This is a genomic window from Bradyrhizobium sp. USDA 4454 (assembly GCF_054822705.1).
In genome coordinates this window covers 1356270-1377209 of the sequence record NZ_JBTRCN010000001.1, presented here as the reverse complement: position 1 = coordinate 1377209, position 20940 = coordinate 1356270, and the positions used below count along the sequence as shown (strand labels likewise).

Below are 20940 nucleotides of genomic sequence, written 5' to 3'. Positions count from 1 at the left end.
CTTGAGCCGTCAGGCCGCGGTTTCGAACTGGGCGTAGCCACAGGCCTCGAGTTCCAGCGCGAGTTCCTTGCCGCCGCTCTTCACGACGCGGCCTTTCGACATCACGTGCACATAATCGGGCACGATGTAATGAAGGAGCCGCTGATAGTGGGTGATCACGATCATCGCTCTTTCCGGCGATCGCAGGCCGTTGATGCCGCTCGCGACAATACGCAGGGCGTCGATATCCAGCCCGGAATCGATCTCGTCCAGGATGCATAGACTCGGCTCGAACAACGCCATCTGCAGGACCTCGTTGCGCTTCTTCTCGCCACCCGAGAACCCGACATTGACGCCGCGCTTGAGCATGTCCCGGGTAATGTTGAGTGACTCGGCCACCTCACGGACCCTTTTCAGAAATTCGGGCGTGGAGAATTCCCTTCGGCCGCATGCATTGCGCTGAGCGTTAAGCGCCGTGCGCAGGAAGTTCATGGTAGTGACGCCGGGAATCTCGACCGGGTACTGGAACGCCAGAAACACGCCCTTGGCGGCGCGCTCATTTGGCTCCATCGTCAGGAGGTCCGCGCCCCTGAACAGGATCTGGCCGCCGGTCACTTCATAGCCCGGCTTGCCGGCGATGACGTGCGACAGCGTCGATTTGCCGGAGCCGTTCGGCCCCATGATCGCGTGCACTTCGCCCGCATTGACCATGAGATCGAGGCCACGGATTATTTCGCGACTGTCGACATCAACATGCAGGTCTTGGATTTCGAGCAGCGTCATTTTTGATCTGTTCCCTCAAAATACGGCGAGCCGCATTCAAGGGCTCGCGGGACGTTTGGTTATCCGACAGATCCCTCGAGAGAAATCGAGATCAGCTTCTGCGCCTCCACTGCGAACTCCATCGGAAGTTTCTGCAGGACATCTTTCGCGAAACCGCTGACGAAAAGGCCGATGCTCTGTTGCTCGCTCAAGCCTCTTTGCAAGCAGTAGAATAGCACGTCCTCGGAAATCTTCGAGGTCGTCGCCTCATGCTCGAACGTCGCCGAGGAATTCTTGGCCTCGACATACGGCACGGTGTGCGCGCCGCATTTGTCGCCGATCAGGAGCGAGTCGCAGGCGGTGTAGTTGCGCGCGCCGGTCGCCTTGCGATGGGCGCTGACCAGGCCGCGATAGGTGTTCTGCGACTTGCCGGCGGCGATGCCCTTGGAGATGATCCGGCTCGACGTGTTCTTGCCGAGGTGGATCATCTTGGTGCCGCTATCGACCTGCTGGAAGCCGTTCGAGATCGCGATCGAGTAGAACTCGCCGCTCGAATTGTCGCCGCGCAGGATGCAGCTCGGATACTTCCAGGTGATCGCCGACCCGGTCTCGACCTGGGTCCAGGAGATCTTGGTATTCTTGCCGCGGCAGTCGCCGCGCTTGGTGACGAAATTGTAGATGCCGCCCTTGCCCTCGGAATTGCCGGGATACCAGTTCTGCACCGTCGAATACTTGATCTCGGCGTCGTCGAGCGCGACGAGCTCGACCACGGCGGCATGCAGCTGGTTCTCGTCGCGCTGCGGCGCAGTGCAGCCTTCGAGATAGGAGACGTAGGAGCCCTTGTCGGCGATGATCAGCGTGCGCTCGAACTGGCCGGTGTTGCGCTCGTTGATGCGGAAATAGGTCGACAGCTCCATCGGGCAGCGTACGCCCGGGGGCACGTAGACGAACGAGCCATCGGAGAACACCGCGGAGTTCAGCGTCGCAAAATAGTTGTCAGAGGTCGGCACTACGGTGCCGAGATATTTCTGCACCAGCTCGGGATGCTCTCGGATCGCCTCGGAGATCGGCATGAAGATCACGCCGGCGGCCTTCAGCTCCTTTTGGAAGGTGGTCGCAACCGAGACCGAATCGAACACGGCGTCGACCGCGATCTTGCGGTTCGGCGTCTGCTCGCCGCCGGGCGGCGGCTCGACGCCCTCCAGGATCGCGACCTCGCGCAGCGGAATGCCGAGCTTCTCGTAGGTCTTGAGGATTTCCGGATCGATCTCGTCGATCGAGGACAGCGTCTTCTTCGGCTTCGGCGCCGCGTAGTAATAGATGTCCTGGTAGTCGATCTTCGGATATTCGACGCGCGCCCAGGTCGGCTCGGTCATGGTCAGCCAGCGGCGATATGCCTCCAGGCGCCATTCCAGCATCCAGGCCGGCTCATTCTTCTTTGCGGAGATGAAGCGGACGGTGTCTTCCGACAGCCCCTTCGGGGCCTTGTCGGACTCGATTAGCGTCTCAAACCCATATCGATACTGGTCGACGTCGATGCGCCGGACGCGCTCGACCGTCTCTTGTACGGCTACCATTGCCCACTCCATTCGCGCATGGACGATCTCCGACGGCGATGATTGCGCCGCCTCTCCTCCGAGCAGATTGCCCAAGTCACGGCCGACTCGAAGCCAGGGTGTGAAAAACTAGGAAACCGACCAAAAAGGTAGCCGCCCTCGATAGGATTTCGATCATGTTTTGCGCCGGGGCCACCCGTCGGCTACTCGATCTATGCCGGCACACAGGTATCGGGCACCGGACAAACGACGGCGCACTGCGGCGCATCAAAATGCCCTTCACATTGAGTGCACTGGCTCGGATTAATCACATATATGTCGTTCTTCAAGCTGATCGCGGCATTAGGGCATTCGTACTCACACGCACCGCAGACCGTGCATTGTGACGCGATTATTTTGTAGGCCATCACTCCGAATCCATAAGCAAAGGTGCGGGACGACGCCTTGCTTTCAAGTCTTATGCCAAGGAGTCTTGTGCTTGATTTGTCTCGGCTACTTTCGATAGCGCAAGCAGCCGCGGCGACCAGGTGTCGTAAACCCTACAATCGGCATCGCAGCTGCTTGATCTCGTAGCTAGCGCATTGTCGAGATTTCGCGATAGCCAGCGACCATGTGAAGGGGTTCGCCAATAAGACGCAGCTCGGCTCGACCTGACATGGCGGCGGAGCGCTTTTTGAAGTATCGATTCTAGCCGTGCCACCGCCTCGGTGGGGCTCGCAGATCGCCCTCTGGTGATGGCTCTGCTCACCCGGACAGCGGCAGCGAAGGCGCCACGATGTCAATCGGGCGACGTCGTGATCGGCTCAACCAACCTCTCCATATCGCAACCGGAAAAATCGTCGCGATGGCGCGACAAAGTCGATCCGGTGATTGAAGCCCCCTGGCCGAGCCGGCGCGCGTAAATGTTCAAATCTCGCAGATTACGGCAGGGATCGGCGTCGCAAATAAATCTCAACGGATCCCAACAGATTGACAGAGCCGAAAAAAAGCCACCCCGGAGGGTGGCCCAAGTCAGGGAGGAAACGCCCGTAGGGGCCTCTGGGATCAGGCTGCGGCCTGCTCGATCGGTGAGAACGGGAGCCCGAGACTGTCGGCCACCGCCTTGTAAGTCAGCCGGCCTCGATGGACGTTGAGGCCTGCACGCAAATGCGGATTTTCCAGCACGGCGGAAAAACCTTTATTGGCCAGAGCCAAGCCAAACGGCAGCGTGGCGTTATTTAGTGCTTGGCTCGAGGTCAGCGGCACGGCGCCAGGCATATTGGCCACGCAATAATGAATGATGCCATCCACTTCATAGGTTGGGTCGGCATGAGTGGTTGGGTGCGAAGTCTCAAAACAGCCGCCCTGATCGATAGCGACATCCACGAGCACGGCCCTCTTACGCATCGAGCTCAGCATGCTCCGGCGGATCAACTTCGGCGCACTCGCACCCGGAACGAGCACGGCACCAATCACAACATCGGCCGCAAATACCTCTTCTTCCACAGCTTCGATGGTCGAAAACCTGGTTCGAACGCGCCCTTCGAACAGCTCATCCAATTCGCGCAACCGAGGTATCGAGCGGTCGATGATGCTCACCTCTGCACCCAGACCGACCGCCATCCGTGCCGCGTGCGTACCAACGACGCCACCACCGATCACCACGATGCGGGCAGGCTGAACACCGGGCACGCCCCCGATCAACAGCCCTCGTCCGCCTGCACTGCGTTTTAGGGCGCTACCCGCCGCTTCGACCGCGAGCCTACCTGCGACCTCGCTCATCGGAGCCAGCAGCGGAAGGCCACCATTCCCATCAGTCACGGTCTCATAGGCGATCGCGGTGCAACCCGATTTTAGAAGCCCCTTGGCCTGCTCCGGATCCGGCGCCAGATGCAGATATGTGAACAGGATCTGGCCCTCCCGCAGCTGGCTCCATTCAGACGGCTGAGGCTCCTTGACCTTTACGATCATTTCGCTCGATGCGAATACCTCAATTGCAGAATCCAGAATCGCTGCGCCGGCGCTGCGATAATCGTCATCGGTTGCGCCAATACCAGCGCCGGCATTGGTCTCGATCATTACGCGGTGTCCTGCTGCCGCGTATTCGCGGACAGCTCCAGGGGTCAGGCCCACTCGATATTCGTGTGCCTTGATTTCCTTGGGAACTCCGACCTTCATTTGCAAACTCCCTGCCTAGTGCGCCTTTCTAATTGAAAGAGCGCAGCGATATTGCGACGCGCCAGCCCAAATGGCGCAGGAATTCAGCGATCTTTGAGCGGCCGCGCAGGTTTTCGAACAAGCCGATGCCGAGTGGGTTGAGCGACCGTGCTCGCTAAGCTTAACCGTCGTACTCCGCGATGCGATGTCTCTTGATCGGGCTCTCGGCTCGTGGAAAAGCTAACAACGACCCCAGTCTTGCCGACCTTGCTAAAGAGCGAATATTGTAGTTTGCCAGTGAGGCAGGATTTGCCCAGAGAGAGACTGGACTGTTTGCCACCGCTGATGGCCAAATGATCATTATTGATCATCAATCTGGTTCCCAGAACGGCGGTGCCGACGCTTGGCGCCTTCATGCTCGTCGCATTGGGCGTGGATTGTTCAACAAATCCGAGGCAACTGTTCGCCTGACAACCAGTCGACGATCCGTCCGCCGCCGAAACTGGTCGCTATCTGCACAAATTTGTGATCGTCAGCTACCGTCTCGCCAATATCAGCAGCATCGTATCCGAGCGGATGCGCCTTCATGGCTGCAAGCACTGCATCGGCCAAATCGGGCGCGACGATCGCAACGAGCTTGCCCTCATTAGCGACATGGATCGGATCCAGCCCAAGGAGTTCGCAGGTTGCCGCAACCGCTGGCTTCACCGGAATGGCTGCTTCCTGTAGACGGAAACCAAGGCCCGATTGATGCGCAATCTCGTTGAGGGTTGCCGCAAGACCGCCGCGCGTGGGGTCGCGCATCATCCGGATGCCGGCGCCGCCAGCCGCAATCATGACCGCGACTAGGTTATGCAGCGCGGCGGAATCCGACACGGTCTCGGTTTGAAAGGCGAGGTTCTGGCGTTTTGACATGATTGCCACGCCATGGTCGCCAAGACTGCCAGACACCAGCACGCGGTCCCCGACCATGGCCTTATCGGCGGAGAGATCGAACCCATGGGCCAGAGCGCCGATCCCGGTCGTGGAGATAAACAGACCATCGGCCTTGCCGCGCTCGACAACCTTAGTGTCCCCCGCAATAATGTAAACGTCCGCCCCGCGCGCTGCCGCGCCCATCGAATCCGCAATCGTCTTCAGATCAGACAGCGGGAATCCCTCCTCGATAATGAAGCTGGCCGATAGATAGAGGGGGCGCGCGCCGGACATCGCGACGTCGTTAATTGTCCCGTGCACCGCGAGTGAGCCGATATTGCCGCCGGGAAAGAACAGCGGCGAAACCACATAACCATCGGTCGTCATCACCATTTTACCCGTCTCAACGTCAAAGGCCGACTGATCATTGCAGCGGGCAAGCCATTCATTGCCGAAGGATCGGTGAAAAAGGCTGGAGATCAGCTGTGCCATGGCTCGCCCCCCGGCGCCATGGGAAAGATCAACGTGTCCGTTCTCGAGATCGAGCTTGCGTTGATAGCCCTGTAGGCTCATGACGTTCTCCTCACTTGAGCATCGCGAACCCGGCCATATGTCCAATATGCCGCACAAGCACCTTCCGATGAGACCATGCAGGATCCTATGGGAGTTTCCGGCGTGCAGAGGGTTCCAAACAGCTTACAGTCGACCGGCTGCTTTGCGCCGCGTAGGATGGCGCAGCACTCGCACGCCGGATTGTCGGCGACACGCAGTTCGTGCATCGCAAAACGCGCCTCCGCGTCGAACCCAGCGTAGATCCGCTTTAGCTTCAGTCCACTATTTCGTACGAAACCGAGCCCGCGCCATTCGAACTGCTCACGCGCTTCGAATACCTGCGAGATCTCGTCTTTGGCGCGCCGATTGCCTTCACGCCTCACTGCTCGGCTGTATTGGTTCTCCACGTCGTAGCGGTCTTCGTTCACCTGCCGCACCAGCATCAGGATCGCCTGCATCACGTCGAGCGGTTCAAATCCGGCGATCACGATCGGCTTGCCGAATTGCTCCGCCAGGAGCTCGTAAGGCTGCGTCCCGATGATTGTGCTCACATGTGCAGGCCCGACGAAACCGTCGATTGCGACCCCGCCAATATTGCGGATCTTCGGGTTCTCGAGAATGCTCTGCATCGCAGAGGGTGTGAGCACGTGGTTGCAGAACACGCTAAGGCTCTTCAGCCGCTTCTTTTCGGCTATCCGGATCATCACGGCCGTCGGGGGTGTCGTGGTCTCAAATCCGATGGCAAAGAACACGACCTCGCGGCTCGGCGCCTGTTCGGAGATCCGGATGACGTCGAGCGTCGAGTAGACCATCCGGATGTCTGCGCCAAGCGCCTTGGCTCGTAACAGGGACTGTCCTTGCGAGCCAGGCGCCCGTATCAGGTCGCCGTAGACGCAAAGGGTGACCTCCGGCCGCTCGACGAGACGAAGCGCCATATCGATGCGGCTGGCGGGTAGAACGCAGACCGGACAACCGGGCCCGTGGATCATGCGCACATTTGCGGGCAGCAGATCCTCAAGCCCATAGCGTGATATCGCATGCGTGTGTCCACCGCAAAATTCCATGAACCGATAGGCTTTTTGCGGATCGACTTCCGCGCTAATCGCACCGGCGAGCCCCTGCGCGAGGGTCTTGTCGCGAAATTCGTCGGCATATTTCATGGCCGGAGTTCCTGCCCTGTACTGCCTAGCTCCTGCAGGAGTTCCAGGGTGCGCTTGGCTTCTATCGGATCGATCTTGGCCAGCGCATACCCAACATGGACAAGGACGTGATCATCGACGTCGAGCTCGTCGATAAGAGCAATCGATATCACCAGGCTAACACCATCGATGCACACGACGGCCATGTGATCGGGAAGAAGTTTTACGATCTTTGCCGGAACCGAAAGACACATATCAGGCTCTCCCTTCGCGGGCGGACGACTGTCCAGCAATCTGCAAAGCGGCAATCCAGGCTTGGCCAGGGCTCAAACCACCATCATTAGGCGGCACCCGCTGTGGCACCAGCGGGGTCAGGCCGGCAGCGCAACACCCGCGCCAGATTTCATCCATCAGTACCGCGTTCTGAAAGCAGCCTCCGCTCAGAACGACGGTATTGACGCCGGTTGTCCGCGCGAAGTGCATGACCCAGTCAACGCAGGCAGCGGCGAAGGTGCCATGAAACAGCCCGGCTCCGCCTGCGGCGTCAATGTCGTTCGCAATCAACTGCGCAAATAGCGGACGAAGCGACAGCACGCCACCATCGATCGTCCACCCGGCTTCTAGAATTGCAGTCCGCCGCACTAATGCCTCGAGCTTGATCGCGGCTTCACCTTCATAGCTCTGCCGACTCACAATCCCCAGCAGCGCCGCCACCGCGTCGAATAACCGGCCCGCGCTGGTCGTCGTGGCCCCGCCCGACTGATCGAGCAAGGCCGACATACATCCAGCTTGCCGTTGCGCTGCAAAGCGCGGCGCAATTTCGTTGCCCCGCCCGAGCCAGTGTAGTACCGCGCTCCCCATGCGCCACGGCTCGCGGGCGGCGCGATCACCACCAGGCATTTGCAGCGGCGCGAGATGCCCGATGCGTCGGCACATCGCGCCTTCGCACAACAATAGCTCGCCACCCCAGTTACCGCCATCCGAGCCAAAGCCATGGCCGTCGAGCACCAGAGCAAGCGCCGGTCCCGTATGACCATGTTCAGCGATCACGGCGGCAGCGTGTGCGTGGTGGTGCTGGACTGCAATCAGCGCGCGGCCGGATGCTTGCGCGAAGCGGGTGGATGCCATGTCGGGATGTAGATCGTGAGCGATGACGACGGGCTCTACGTCAAGAATCGATGTGAGGTGTTGGATCGTCCCCTCGAACACGCGGATGCCTTCGGGCGTATCGAGGTCGCCAATATGTTGGGAGACGAACGCTTGGTTGTCTCGCGTGATGGTGACAGTCGATTTCAGCGCGCCGCCGACAGCGAGCACGGGCGGCACTGACTGCGCAAGCCGGATCGGTTCGGGAACATAGCCACGCGCGCGACGGATGAATTGGGAGCGGCCAGCCACCACCGCGACCACGGAGTCGTCAGCACGCGTCAAAATATCCCGATCATGGGTCACGACAAGGTCGGCGATCGCCTCGAGTCGACGCAGCGCCTGCGCGTTGTCGATCAGGAGCGGTTCGCCGCAAGGATTGGCACTGGTGACGACGATGGCAGGGCTTGGTTCCACAATCCAGGCTCTTGGCGAGCGAAGCGCATGAAAGATCAGATGATGCAGCGGAGCTACAGGCAACATGACGCCAATGCGGGACAAGCCTGGCGCTATGGCGGGCGACAGACATTTGCGCGAAATGAGAAGCACAATGGGGCGCGCTGCGGAGTCGAGCAACGCGAGCTCGAGAGCGTTCGCTTCCGCGATTTCGCTGACGCACTCCTTGGAACCGAGCATAACTGCAAACGGCTTCTGACGGCGCTGCTTTCTGCTGCGCAGGCGCTGCACAGCGTCCGGATTACGGGCATCGCAGAGGAGCTGGTAACCGCCGAGACCCTTTATGGCTACAATTTGACCGCCTGCGATTGCAGTGACAATGGCGTTGATCCCGTGGCTAAGCCGAGGGCCGCATTCTGGACACGCGATCGCCTCCGCATGAAACCTGCGGCTCGCCGGATCCGCATATTCGGCCGTGCAGGCGGTGCACGGCCTAAACGCCTTCATCACCGTGTTGTGGCGATCGTATGGGAGCCGTCCGGCAATAGTGTATCGTGGACCACAATGGGAGCAGCTAATGAAAGGGTAAAGGTAATGGCGATTCTCCGGATCGAACAGCTCACTGAGGCATTCCCCGCAGGTCGCGGCGTCGGCGGTGATGTACGTTGACGATTTACCGCCTTCGCTCGCGCCGATCGAAAAGTCTTCTGACGCGAGCGTCGCTATCTCCTGAACGCAGATGTGGTCGATGCGTGCCAGCGGAGGCGCCTCGAGCGGCAACATGGCAACAAATTCCGGCGCACGGCCGCCTTCGACTTCGATTGTGACGCCCTCCGGGCCGTTGGCGACAAATCCCGCCAATCCGTACCGCGTAGCGAGGCCATAGACGTAAGGACGAAAGCCGACCCCTTGCACCGCTCCGCTCACGCGCACGCGCAGCCGTGTTCGGTCGCAAATGGTTGCGGCGCTCATCGCCTGGCGTCCTTTGCGGCCTGCCTTTGCTGGGCCACCTGTCTATCGATCCAAGCGTAGAGCGCGCCAAAACCCTCGCCGGTACGGGCCGAAACCGTAACTACTTCGATCTTCGGATTCGCGCGTCTTGCATATCCAATGGTCTTGTCCAGATCGCACTCAAGCAGTGAAGCCAGATCGATCTTGTTGATCACCATGAGTGAAGAAGCCGCGAACATATCAGGATATTTCAGCGGCTTGTCTTCACCTTCGGTCATCGACAACACAACGATCTTGCAGGCCTCGCCAAGATCGAATGCCGCCGGACAAACCAGGTTACCGACGTTCTCGATGAAGAGAAAACCGCGCCTGAGCCGGGGCAAGCGGCGATAAGCCTCACCAATCATTGCAGCATCGAGATGGCATCCCTTACCCGTATTGACTTGGATAGCTGGCACGCCGACCGCTCGAATGCGTTCGGCATCATTTGAGGTCTGCTGATCGCCCCCGATGACTGCGATCGGATAGCGGAGCTTGAGCTCGGATACGGCGCGGACGAGCAGCGAGGTTTTGCCCGCACCGGGACTCGACATAAGATTAAATACCAGTAGCTCATCGGCCGCAAACAGCGTCCGGTTGTCGGTCGCGATCGCATTATTCTTGCCAAGGATGTCACGCTCGACCTGAATGATGTGTTCGCCCCGGGTTATACCCATGACCTTCAATCCAGCTGGGCCCGCGCCGCAGCTCAGAAGCGCCTGCCGACCATCACTCTGATAATGTTCGTGACCATGACTGTGGCGGGCATGGGATGAATGCTGCACTCTCTCGTCGCTTTGAAAATGTGCGTCATGGCCCTCACCGTCGTCCTGCCCATGAGGATAGCAACGGCCTCGGCTCTCCGGATCACGCGCTCTGGCAAGTTCGATTGAAGACGTCGCTTGGCTGCAACCGCAAATGGTACACATCAATCGATCTCCAGTTCTTTCACTCGCATCTGCTCGCCGCCGGTTACTTGCAGCTGATAGCTGCCGCAGCAAGGACAGGGGTCACCGCGGCGAGCAATTTCGACACTGTTAGAACAGCTCATGCACCAGGCGATGCCCGGAAGTTCGAGGATCTCAAGAGCTACCCCCTCGGCAATCGTTCGCGTCGCAACGACAGCAAAGCAGAACCTGATCGCATCAGGCGCGACATGACTCAGCGCCCCGATTTCCAGACAGATGCTCCGCACCCGCGACAACGATCGCTGACGCATCTCCTCCTCGACGATTTGGATGATGCCCAGACAAATCGCCATTTCATGCATCGACAACCCTGCGAAACCTGAGTGTGAATCCGCCACAGGGATCAAGCGATTCAATCACCGCACGAACCGCTTTCCGATGCCGTCTTGCCGTCAGAGCCGCGCCCTGCAGGTTCCGGACTAGCGGTCCGGCCCTATGGAAATTCCATTCCGTCGGAGCAAGAAATTCGAAGCGGTCTATCCGGCCCTGAGGATCAAGCTCAACCGCATGATAGAGCCTGCCCCTGGCGCATTCGACCGCGGTCGCGGCGCATCCCGGACCCAACCTGTAGCTTTTGATAATCCCAGGCTCTGCTGAGTCGATATGAGCACCGGCCTTGAGCCAGTCACATAGACGAACGATTTCTGCAATTCTGGCCTTCAGCCGCTCGACCGCACCCGACCGGCCCAGCCAGAGCCGATCACGCGTCATCTGGCGTGCCCATGGACCCGTCTCGGGCGCACGCCCCCCAAGGTCGGGACAATGACAAAATGTCGGGTCATCGCCGAGCAGCCGTTCAATGATGTTGCGGTCGTCGGCAACGGACAGGAACGAGTGCGCGATCCGGGTCGATTTCAGGTCGATCTCGTCCAGCGCGGCTATGCGAATTGCCAATGGGCTGCAGGGCCTGGGCGCGCCATCTCCGTTCGGCATGCCGATCGCGGCCAGCCCAGCCACAATTCTTGCCGTCGCTTCGCATCGAGCGGGACCGCAGGCCGGTTGTCCGCTACCGATAAGTGCTGACATTCCCTGCATGACAGAACGAATAGCCGCAGCACTGGCGGTGTCCCGGGCAAGATGTCCGACAAAGAGACCCCGCAGCAATTCCGCGATGCGCTCGGCAACGACCAGCGCAACACGATGCTGCCTTGTCGTGGGGCCGATCACTTCGCCGCGCGCCGTCTCGATCGCAGACAGAAGCGCGATTTGCTGCGCAACGGCACACAATGCGAAGAGCCGCGGGATCTGTTTGAGCAGTAACGAGGCCGGTTTGCCGGCGAACAGCCGCGCCAGCGGTGGCCGAACTCGGGGCATGATCTCGACCGCGGCGATTACGTCGGCAGCAAGCCAGACCGAAACATCGATTTTGTTGCGGGCCGCGAAGCTCATATGCACCGCTACGTCATTAGCTCGCGCAAAACATGTCGGCAGCAGGCGACCGCGCGCAGACTGCGAGGTCCCACCGGATCGCGAGCATTCTTGAGTTCTTCATGTGAAGTACGCCTCCATAATTTCCTCCAGGCGCTCGGCAGAGTCCTCGAAATCCTCGTCAGCAGCCAAGGCAACGATCGGCACGGCTCCGACCTCGACTGTATCAAGGATGACGTCGTCCAAAGAATTGAAGTACTGCACCGACCAGACGTTTCTCACCCTGGTCGCCTGCACGCGGCATGTGCCGTAACCGCGGAAGATGAGCTGGACCGGACCATTGCCCAAAGTTTGCTGCAGGAACACCATATCCACAGCACTCATCGGCAGCAACGTCAGGTTGATAACATGGGCCCGCATGCCCGACCGCCAGACACGCGCCCTCTCGCGTATTTCCGCAAGCACCGCGACCACGTTCATGGCGCCGTCCGGTGCCGCGCCGATCAGAAAGTCGGCAGACGTCAACTCAGTTGCGGCGCACTGCACAATCCGCGGGATTGCCCCAACCTCAACATATTCGTGCGCCGGTTCGGCCCCGATACGCACGCGCCAGATCCCCGCAAGGACCGCTTCCCGGAGCTGTGCAAAAGAGCCATCTGGCAGCCCAACTACGCCGGTGACCTCGCCCTCGCCGAGCACTTCGCCAATCAGCTTGCGCTCGAGCTCGCTGAGATTGGCGAGCCCGTACAGTTCCGTCCGAGTGCTCTGCCGATGACCGCGAGCGGCAGCGGCGACATTCGACAACAGCACAATGACATTCGGATAGTTCCTTGCAAGCTCGTCGCCGTCGCGCCGCGCGCGCTTGGCTACCGCCTCCATAGTTGCCGGCCCGCTATGGAATAAATCGAAACTTTCCGTGCCCGTGGCAGACTTGCCCACCACCTGCTCGGCATCCTCGGATACGGCGCGGACCGCTGCCTTCATGATGCGATGTCCGGTTGGATCTATCGGGAGGCATTGCCGGCACAAACGCTACCACCGTACAGCCAAACGATCGGTGCGACGATGCGGTCGATCTTGACCAAGCGGACCAGACGTCTGCCGATCAGGCCAAGCGTGTCGTGCCGATGGCACCAAATTAGCGTCGATCGACGACGCGGGCCGAGCCGTCCGACCAGCTTTCCAGCCAACGCATGCGCAGGCACTGCGCCGCGCACACAGCGCCGAAGAGCCTTGATCAATTCAGGAAGGGATAATGCGACATGGACGGCCCGGAGCGAATATACGGCATCGACCTTCAGCAGCACCTCGGGCGCGCTCGGGGAAGCGTGCATGACCAGGCGTGCATGCGCGCTGATGCTCTCCACCTCAGACGGACAGGGTCCGACATCATACCGAGCCGGCTGGAACTTCATCAGACTCCTTTCAGGTAGTCCTTGGTTTGCGAGGTGAGATGTAGCAAGGCGCGTGCCAATCATCGTCGCGCTGTGAGGAGACTGGAATCATCGCCCGAAGCATTTGACTTTTCCATGCGGAACGTGCGCGCGATTGATCGATTTGCGGGCATGCGTACTCACCGCAACATTCGCAGCAGAACCGCTAACGTAGGTGCTTGGGCAATTGCGGCTCACGACCGACCAGATCCGCAAAGAAGGGGTCGCAGTCCTGGCCGTTACGGCTGGCATCAAGCCCGTCGAGGGCTTCCGAGATCAGTCTTGCTTCATCCTCATCCAGGAGTCGCACGGCGGTGTCGATATGAACGAGCACCCTGGCGCCGACCGGGGCGCAGTAGAGCAGCATGACCGAGACACGCCGCTGTTCGTTGCGATACTCACAAAGTGCCGTGATGTCGTCCGTCTCAACAATCGTCATTGGTAAGCCAAGGCACATGATCAATCGCGGGCCGCTGGATCGGCTCCGCTCCCATCTCATAACTTGCATGGTCGATATTGTTCGCCAACAGCCGTTCTGATGCAGGCAGCGGCGCCGTTCGCAGTGTGGCCGGCGAACCCCACTGCGCCAGGAGTTTGCAAGCCAGTTCGATCGCCGGCGCAATCTGCAAGCGCACTGGAACCGTCAGCGGGCCGCCCCAATGCTCCAGGTCCAGCGCCTGACATCCGATGAGAGCGAGGTTTCGCGGGCAGCGACCAAGCAGATCGGCCGCGCTCAAGACCTCCTGAAATCCGGTCTGATGTAAGCTTATCTTCTTGGCGCCGGCAAATTTTGGCACCTCGGCGTCCCGCATGAGCTTCAACTGTCCGGGTGGAAGTGCAAGGTCGATGGCATCGAACACGATCAGGCAATCAGCCTGCTCAAGATAACTCACGAGGTAGAGCCCCTGCGTGCCGCCGTCGAGGATGGTGACGTTGTCAGCGACTACATAGCGGCGATGGAATTCCTCTACCGCCCGCACGCCGAACCCCTCATCGGCCCACAGGATATTGCCGATGCCAAGCACAAGGATCCGTTGCTTGTCCTCCGGCATTAGTAACCGCTTGCCATTCAATGGCGAAACTCGCGCTCACCCGAAATCATGGAGGAGATGCTCCGGCGCGACATGATGTCCTCCCGGATCACCGCGTAGATGTGAACGAGCACAAAGACCACGATCACCCACAGGCCGAGATGATGCCAGGTATGGACGTCCTGGCTATTCGGCCAGATTGAAAACACCCAGCCGAACAGCCAGTCCTGCCAACTGTCGCTACCGGCGTCCTGCCCATAAAGTGCAAAGCCTGTGACGATCATGAACGTGATCGTTTGCGTAAACATAAGGAACATCGCGAGCTGAGCCAGGGGGTTGTGCCCAACGCGTCTATCGGCCTCAACTGCAAGGAACGCGTACCAGCGAATCTCGTGGCGTACCTCGCGCCAAAAGCGCCCGCGCCAGAGCGGAACACAAAAGATCTGCATGGCATGTCGATTTCCGATCAGGGCCGAGTAAATGCGGAGAGCAAAGCCGATGCTGAGGATATATCCTGCAGAGAAATGCGCAAATCGGATATAGCCGAACAGGAAATTGCCACTTGCCTGTCCCGACATCGCCGGAGTGCCCGTTCCGATCAGATAGCCGGTTAAGGCCAGTATCAGAATGGCCGCCGCATTGACCCAGTGCCACAGTCGCACAGGCGCGTCATAAACATAGGCGCCGCGATCGCCGATGCCGCGCTCGGTCGATGCTGCATCGACAGCCGGGGGCTGCCGAGCCTCGTTTCGGATGTCCCTAACGAACATTGACTGAAGCCATTTCTTGGCCGTCAGGACTCATCACATGGGTCGAGCACGCCAGGCACGGATCAAAGGAATGGATCGTACGCAAGATCTCCAGGGGACGCAGCGGATCTGCCAACGGGGTGCCGATCAGCGAGGCTTCAAAGGCGCCAATATTACCCTTGGGATCGCGAGGAGATCCATTCCATGTCGTCGGCACGACACATTGATAGTTGTCGATCTTTGTGTCCTTGATCTTGATCCAGTGTCCAAGCGCGCCGCGCGGCGCCTCAGCGAAACCGTAGCCTATGGCCTCCGTGGGCCAGCTTTCCGGCTTCCATCTTGTGACATTGGCGGTTGCCGTATTGCCTGCCTTAATGTGAGCGACCAACTTATCCTGGAAATAACGCAGCTGATGCGCCGCCCATTGACATTCGAGTGCCCGCGCCGCGGTACGGCCAAGCGTCGAGAACATCGCGGTCAGGGGAAGATTCAGTCCCTTCAGCAGTTTGTCGGCCGGCTCCTTGAATTCGGCTTTGCCCTGCGCATAGCCGATGATGTATCGCGCCAAAGGCCCGACCTCGACGGCGCGGCCGCGCCAGCGCGGCGCTTTGATCCACGAATACTTGCCGCCTTCGTCGAGTTCCTTAATATCAGTCTTACTGCCCTTGACTTTTGGCCCGAGCTCGAAGCTCGGTTCGGTGATGCCATCCCATGGATGCAGTCCACAGCAATCGTGCGGGTATTTATACCACGAATGCGTGACGAACTCCTGGATCTGCTCGGGATCACTATGGTCGATCGGCAATATCTCCGTGAGGTTGCCATCAAGGATCACGCCGCGCGGCAGCTTGAGATTATTCGCAGAACAGTCGTTTGCGTTTTCGAGGATGTCGCCATAGGACATTACGCTGTTGCTTGAAAGTCCGCCGCCATGGAGCCAATCCCTATAGAACGAGCCGATCATTGCGACGTCGGGCAGATAGACCTGCTCGACAAACTCGATCGAACGGTCGATGATCGAGGATACGAGATTGAGGCGCTCCATGTTGATCGCACCCACCGCACCAGTTCCGTCGATGTTGATCGCGCAGGGCACGCCGCCGACCAGCCAGTTCGGATGGGGGTTCTTGCCACCATAGACGGCCTGGATTTTGACGATCTCTTTCTGGAAGTCGAGCGCTTCCAGATAATGTGCCAGGGCCATCAGGTTTGCCTCCGCTGGCAACTTGTAGGCCGGATGCCCCCAATAGCCGTTCTTGAAGGGACCTAGTTGCCCTGATCCAAAGAATTTAGTCAGCCTGATCTGCAAATCCTTGAAATAGCCAGGGGACGACAATGGCCACGGCGAGATGGACTGCGCCAGCGCAGAGGTCGACTTGGGGGCGGCCTTGAGCGCGGATACCACGTCGACCCAATCGAGCGCGTGAAGATGGTAAAAATGCACGAGATGATCATGCACGAGCAAGCACAGCTGCATGATGTTTCGGATCGAATTGGCGTTGTCCGGAATCGTGATTCCTAACGCATTCTCAACCGCACGCACGGAGGTCAGCGCATGGGTTCCGGTGCAGACACCGCAAATCCGCTCAGTAAACGCCCAGGCGTCGCGTGGATCGCGCCCGCGCAGGATGACTTCGATGCCACGCCACATCGTCCCGCTCGAAACCGCATTGCGGATCACGTTGTCGGAATCGACATTGGCTTCGACACGCAGGTGGCCTTCGATGCGCGTGAGCGGATCGATGACAATTCGCTTGCCGGAGCGATCGAGATCGAACCCATTTGGTATCTGTCCGGCCACCGTCACCCTCTTCTCAATTTCGTTTACTTGGGTGGCGCGCTGCGATCCGGCGTTTTCGTCAACCGCTTCACGGCGGTGACCGCCGCATGGGCGGCGACGGTCAGCCCAACCACCCCGGCAACAGCCATACCAATCTGATCGGCGTTCTTCTCAATACCGAACTGCTTGATAGTCGTGAGTCGGTCGTAAAATGAACCCTTGTCCCAAAAGCCGTCTTCGGAGCAACTCAGGCAGCCGTGGCCGGATTGAATCGGAAATGAAACACCGCCGTTCCACCGAAGGGCCGAACAGGCATTGTAGGTGGTTGGTCCCTTGCAGCCCATCTTGTAGAGGCAATAGCCCTTGCGTGCGCACTCATCGTCCCACTCTTCGACAAATTGGCCGGCATCGAAATGGGAACGTCGATAGCATTTGTCGTGAATGCGCTCGGAATAAAACATCTTGGGGCGCCCTTGGCGATCGAGCTCCGGAAGCTTTCCGAACGTGGTGATGAAAGTCACCAAGCCGCTCATGACCTCTGCGATAGGCGGACACCCGGGCACCTTGATGATCGGCTTGTTCTTGATCACCTGATCGATCGGCGCAGCGCCAGTCGGATTGGGCTTGGCCGCCTGGACGCATCCCCAGGACGCACACGTGCCCCAAGCGATGATCGCCATCGACTCTTCAGCCATCGACCTGAGCTTTTCAACGAATGGCTTGCCGCCATCAATGCAGAACATACCCTCCTGCTTCAGCGGCGGATTACCTTCGACCGCAAGCAAATACCTGCCTTTATACTTGGCGCGGGCTTCCTCCAGGATGGCTTCAGCCTGCTCTCCTGCCGCCGCCATGATCGTATCGTCATAGTCGAGCGAAATCATCGACAGCAGCGTGTCTTTGATCAGCGGATGGGCCGAGCGGATAAAGCTTTCCGAGCAGCAGGTGCACTCGAGCCCATGCAGCCAGATCACGGGTACGCGCGGCTTGGTCTCCAGGGCGTCGGCAATAGTGCTTGCGGCAAGCGGACCAAGTCCCAAGCTTGCGGCCGTCAAGCTGCAGAATTTGTGGAAACTACGACGCGTGATGCCCTGACGTCTGATCACGCTGTAAAGCGTCTCCGTTGCCCCGCCCATGAACCCTTCCATGTGAGTCATCGTCGGCACTAACCAACTGCTGACGCAGCAGCAAGAAACAGGCCATCGGAGCGCAACGCTTGACCGGGTGCCAAACCAGCCTTTCGACTCTTGCCCTATCGGCGGGCGAACCAGCAAGCCCCAGGCGCGCGCCGTCGAGGGCCTGTCATGCCAGTGATGTCGGGCTTTGAACGTCGATGTGAGAACTTGAACAGAGCAGCACAATGATTTGCCAATCCTGGCGACCACGTCATACTCGCTTTGCGTCGGAACACGCGCGCGCATGCCCTAATTAAAAGGAGTGGAGCAGGTGACGAGCACCGCGCCAGCCGTCCGTCTCAATCAGACTTGCTCTCTGCGGACCAATTGGGGGGTCAATCGCGTCCTTGTCCGACTGCGGAAACACGCCAAAGTGGCAGCCCAGCGCCGAACAGAAGGCGATACCGAGCCGTGCAGCGCACATGCTTTAATTTGCAAGGCGGATCGATCCGATCTGTCTGTCTTGCAATGTGGCTGCGCACGGCATCACCACGGGATCGGGTGCGAAGGGCTGAATGTTCTTGAGTCTAGGAGCGCACCGCGCGAGCCAATCAATGGCAAGCCGCGGTCCTCTTAGCGCATCACGACACCGCACTCGCCTCAAGAATCGCTTCGCGATGCGGAGGCGTCGCGTTCGTCCTAGCACCGGCGCAACCCGGCCGAGGATAGCGGGAGCCGGCGCTGACGTTCAGTCATTGGTGTCCAGCTCACCGGTTTCCAACCACCCCAAACTGTCGTCGGGCTCTTTCAACGCCGGGCGAACTATAGAATTATTGCGGCATAGACGATGTACTGGACTTGTTCGCGATAGTACTTCCGGATTTCTCCGCGCGCGGCCGTTCCGACCACCACGACCAGACGTTCCTTTGGGTCGCAGAAGAATTGTGTTCCGTAAGCGCCGGTCCAAGTGAACTCACCTGGATTGCCCGGAACCGCTGAGAGACCCTCTCTTATGCGTACAGCCACTCCGAGTCCAAAGCCGAAGCCGGCACGATGTGCCTCCACATTGGAGACCTTATTCCTGATCTCCGGCCCGAGGTGGTTGGAGATCATGTGGCGCACCGTCTTCGGGCCGAGAATGCGCTGCCCATCGAGCTCCCCACCGTTGAGCAACATTTGTCCGAAGCGCACGTAGTCACCGACTGTCGCAAACGCGCAGGCTCCTCCGCAGTCAAACTTTGTCGGACTCTCGAGGAGCTCGATCTCTTGTGGCTTTCCCGTCAGTGGGTCGTCTGGAAACGGATGCGCGAGGCGCTCGCGTTGCGATATGGACAAATGGAAGGTGGCATCCTGCATGCCGATCGGCTTCCACAGGTTGTTGGCAAGATAGTCACCCAATCGTTGTCCGCTGACCTGTTCCACGACAGCTCCGAGCACGTCGGTTGAGAAGCCGTATTCGAATTCCGTCCCCGGTTGGCGTGCTAGCGGCAACTTGGTAATGGCATGGATGAAAGCCTGCTTGTCGCCCTTTACCGGCGGGGCTGCAAATTCCGGGTAGAGGCGCGCCACTTGGTCTGGGCTATCTGGAGGCGCGCCATAGGTGAGACCTGATGTGTGTCGATAGAGATCGTGGATGTAGATCGGAGAACTCTGCGCTAAATATTCTAACGAACCGTCAGGCCGTGGCACCGCCACCTTCATGTTTGCGAATTCCGGGTAATAGTCCGTAAGCCTGCCCCGCAGAGGCAGGCGACCTTGCTCCATGAGGGTGAGGCCAGCAACGGCCACCATCGGCTTGGTCATAGATGCGAGCGCGAACATCGCATCGAGCCGCATCGACGATCCTTTTGCAGGATCAAGTTGGCCGTACGCCTTGTAGTGGATCAGCTTGCCGTCTCGGGCGATTGCAACCACCGCGCCCGGCACGCGTTTGTTTTCGATCTCACGATCGAAGAACTCGTCCAGCTTGGCAAGGCGCTGCCGAGAAACTCCGACATCATCGGCCATGACCTCGGGCAGAGGCGCTGGATGCACTGAATTAAAACTGATTCCAGCAACCGCTGCGGCCATGACAAGCTTGTTCATTCTATCCTCGCCATTAGACGGAGCTGGCTTGGGCTGCTCCAGCTCTGGCAAGTCTGGTTTGGCAAGCGGAAAGCCCCTCGATTCGGCTTGGCGTGCCTGCGCTCATGTGCTTCTCCTGGCACAGCGTCTGTCGAGGAGAGCTAAAGTGAAGATGACCGCAAAAGCGAACATCACCATACCGCCCGCAACCACACTCGCCTCGCGCCAGCGTGATGCTTGGACGTAGTCTATGACGTAGGCTGACAACACCTTAGTGCGCCCGGGAATATTGCCGCCGATCATCATCACGACGCCAAATGTGCCGATCGTATGAGCGAAACCAATCACAGCGGCTTTGACAAACTCCAATCGCGCCAGCGGCAAACCGATTGTAATGAAGGCATACAATGGAGAAACCCGCGCCGCAGCTTCCAGCGGAGGGTCGCCCATCGCAACAAAGGCGTTGCGGATTGGCTGCACCACCAAAGGCAACGCCGAGAGCACCGATCCGACTACGATTCCTGCGAAGGTAAAGGCGAGCGAGCGCTCGCCCCAGAAAGAAGCGAGAAGCCCGCCCGGCCCGCTAGGGCCGAGCAGCACGAGGACGCAGAAACCGAGTGCCGTCGGCGGCAGCACCAGCAGCAGCGTGATGATCGCTGCCACGGCCTCGCGCAGAGCAGTCTTTGAACGCGCTAGCCACCACGCGAGCGGCGCACCAATCACCAGGAGGATCATGGTCGTCACGCTGGCGAGCTCGACCGTAAGCGCAACGGATTGCCAAATCTCTGCCGAAAACGCATCCATCGCCGTCAACTCCCCAACGAGCGACGGCCGCCGTCTCGGGGCAGTGATCGCCTGCGG

At 59.5% G+C, this 20940-nt stretch carries 20 protein-coding genes; all 20 read right to left on the bottom strand.

The window, feature by feature from the left end; all coding sequences use genetic code 11:
* Window positions 1–9: 9 nt before the first annotated feature.
* Window positions 10–762, bottom strand: coding sequence for a Fe-S cluster assembly ATPase SufC (gene sufC, locus ACVIW0_RS06415; protein WP_461351565.1), 753 nt, complete (start codon window positions 760–762; stop codon window positions 10–12).
* Between the two features lie 59 nt (window positions 763–821).
* Window positions 822–2318, bottom strand: coding sequence for a Fe-S cluster assembly protein SufB (gene sufB, locus ACVIW0_RS06410; protein ID WP_461351564.1), 1497 nt, complete (start codon window positions 2316–2318; stop codon window positions 822–824).
* A 191-nt stretch (window positions 2319–2509) separates the two neighbouring features.
* Window positions 2510–2704 (bottom strand): 4Fe-4S dicluster domain-containing protein, encoded by a 195-nt coding sequence (locus ACVIW0_RS06405; protein WP_128971097.1) that lies wholly within the window; start codon window positions 2702–2704, stop codon window positions 2510–2512.
* Between the two features lie 637 nt (window positions 2705–3341).
* The gene (gene ald / locus ACVIW0_RS06400; RefSeq protein ID WP_461351563.1) at window positions 3342–4454 is read right to left on the bottom strand and encodes an alanine dehydrogenase; all 1113 of its coding nucleotides are present in this window, start codon (window positions 4452–4454) and stop codon (window positions 3342–3344) included.
* A 420-nt stretch (window positions 4455–4874) separates the two neighbouring features.
* Complete coding sequence (gene hypE / locus ACVIW0_RS06395; protein ID WP_461351562.1) at window positions 4875–5921, bottom strand: hydrogenase expression/formation protein HypE; 1047 nt, start codon at window positions 5919–5921, stop codon at window positions 4875–4877.
* Window positions 5918–7060 carry a hydrogenase formation protein HypD gene (gene hypD / locus ACVIW0_RS06390; protein WP_461351561.1) on the bottom strand — a complete coding sequence of 381 codons (1143 nt, stop codon included), beginning with the start codon at window positions 7058–7060 and terminating at the stop codon, window positions 5918–5920. The genes hypE and hypD overlap by 4 nt, the downstream gene beginning before the upstream one ends.
* Entirely contained in the window at window positions 7057–7293 is a 237-nt protein-coding gene (locus tag ACVIW0_RS06385; protein WP_461351560.1) for a HypC/HybG/HupF family hydrogenase formation chaperone, read from the bottom strand. Before ACVIW0_RS06385 ends, hypD begins: the two co-directional genes overlap by 4 nt.
* Window position 7294: 1 nt before the next feature.
* Complete coding sequence (hypF, locus tag ACVIW0_RS06380; protein WP_461351559.1) at window positions 7295–9553, bottom strand: carbamoyltransferase HypF; 2259 nt, start codon at window positions 9551–9553, stop codon at window positions 7295–7297.
* Window positions 9550–10248: a hydrogenase nickel incorporation protein HypB gene (gene hypB, locus ACVIW0_RS06375; protein WP_461351558.1), complete on the bottom strand. Its 699-nt coding sequence runs from the start codon at window positions 10246–10248 to the stop codon at window positions 9550–9552. Before hypB ends, hypF begins: the two co-directional genes overlap by 4 nt.
* A 251-nt stretch (window positions 10249–10499) precedes the next feature.
* The gene (hypA, locus tag ACVIW0_RS06370) at window positions 10500–10841 is read right to left on the bottom strand and encodes a hydrogenase maturation nickel metallochaperone HypA (protein ID WP_229159175.1); all 342 of its coding nucleotides are present in this window, start codon (window positions 10839–10841) and stop codon (window positions 10500–10502) included.
* Entirely contained in the window at window positions 10834–11928 is a 1095-nt protein-coding gene (locus ACVIW0_RS06365) for a hypothetical protein (RefSeq protein WP_461351557.1), read from the bottom strand. Before ACVIW0_RS06365 ends, hypA begins: the two co-directional genes overlap by 8 nt.
* A 99-nt stretch (window positions 11929–12027) precedes the next feature.
* The gene (locus ACVIW0_RS06360) at window positions 12028–12891 is read right to left on the bottom strand and encodes a hydrogenase expression/formation protein (protein ID WP_461351556.1); all 864 of its coding nucleotides are present in this window, start codon (window positions 12889–12891) and stop codon (window positions 12028–12030) included.
* 20 nt (window positions 12892–12911) lie between these two features.
* Window positions 12912–13322: a thioredoxin domain-containing protein gene (locus ACVIW0_RS06355; RefSeq protein WP_461351555.1), complete on the bottom strand. Its 411-nt coding sequence runs from the start codon at window positions 13320–13322 to the stop codon at window positions 12912–12914.
* 184 nt (window positions 13323–13506) lie between these two features.
* Entirely contained in the window at window positions 13507–13797 is a 291-nt protein-coding gene (locus tag ACVIW0_RS06350; protein WP_461351554.1) for a HypC/HybG/HupF family hydrogenase formation chaperone, read from the bottom strand.
* The gene (locus ACVIW0_RS06345) at window positions 13766–14392 is read right to left on the bottom strand and encodes a HyaD/HybD family hydrogenase maturation endopeptidase (RefSeq protein ID WP_461351553.1); all 627 of its coding nucleotides are present in this window, start codon (window positions 14390–14392) and stop codon (window positions 13766–13768) included. Before ACVIW0_RS06345 ends, ACVIW0_RS06350 begins: the two co-directional genes overlap by 32 nt.
* Before the next feature lie 17 nt (window positions 14393–14409).
* The gene (gene cybH / locus ACVIW0_RS06340; RefSeq protein ID WP_461351552.1) at window positions 14410–15141 is read right to left on the bottom strand and encodes a Ni/Fe-hydrogenase, b-type cytochrome subunit; all 732 of its coding nucleotides are present in this window, start codon (window positions 15139–15141) and stop codon (window positions 14410–14412) included.
* Window positions 15131–16921 carry a nickel-dependent hydrogenase large subunit gene (locus ACVIW0_RS06335; RefSeq protein ID WP_461351551.1) on the bottom strand — a complete coding sequence of 597 codons (1791 nt, stop codon included), beginning with the start codon at window positions 16919–16921 and terminating at the stop codon, window positions 15131–15133. Before ACVIW0_RS06335 ends, cybH begins: the two co-directional genes overlap by 11 nt.
* Window positions 16922–16944: 23 nt before the next feature.
* On the bottom strand, window positions 16945–18036 hold the full coding sequence (locus tag ACVIW0_RS06330) for a hydrogenase small subunit (protein ID WP_461357257.1): 1092 nt from the start codon (window positions 18034–18036) through the stop codon (window positions 16945–16947).
* An 801-nt stretch (window positions 18037–18837) separates the two neighbouring features.
* On the bottom strand, window positions 18838–20100 hold the full coding sequence (locus ACVIW0_RS06325; RefSeq protein WP_461351550.1) for a serine hydrolase domain-containing protein: 1263 nt from the start codon (window positions 20098–20100) through the stop codon (window positions 18838–18840).
* Window positions 20101–20202: 102 nt separating this feature from the next.
* Window positions 20203–20883 (bottom strand): molybdate ABC transporter permease subunit, encoded by a 681-nt coding sequence (locus ACVIW0_RS06320; RefSeq protein ID WP_229158754.1) that lies wholly within the window; start codon window positions 20881–20883, stop codon window positions 20203–20205.
* Window positions 20884–20940: the final 57 nt, after the last annotated feature.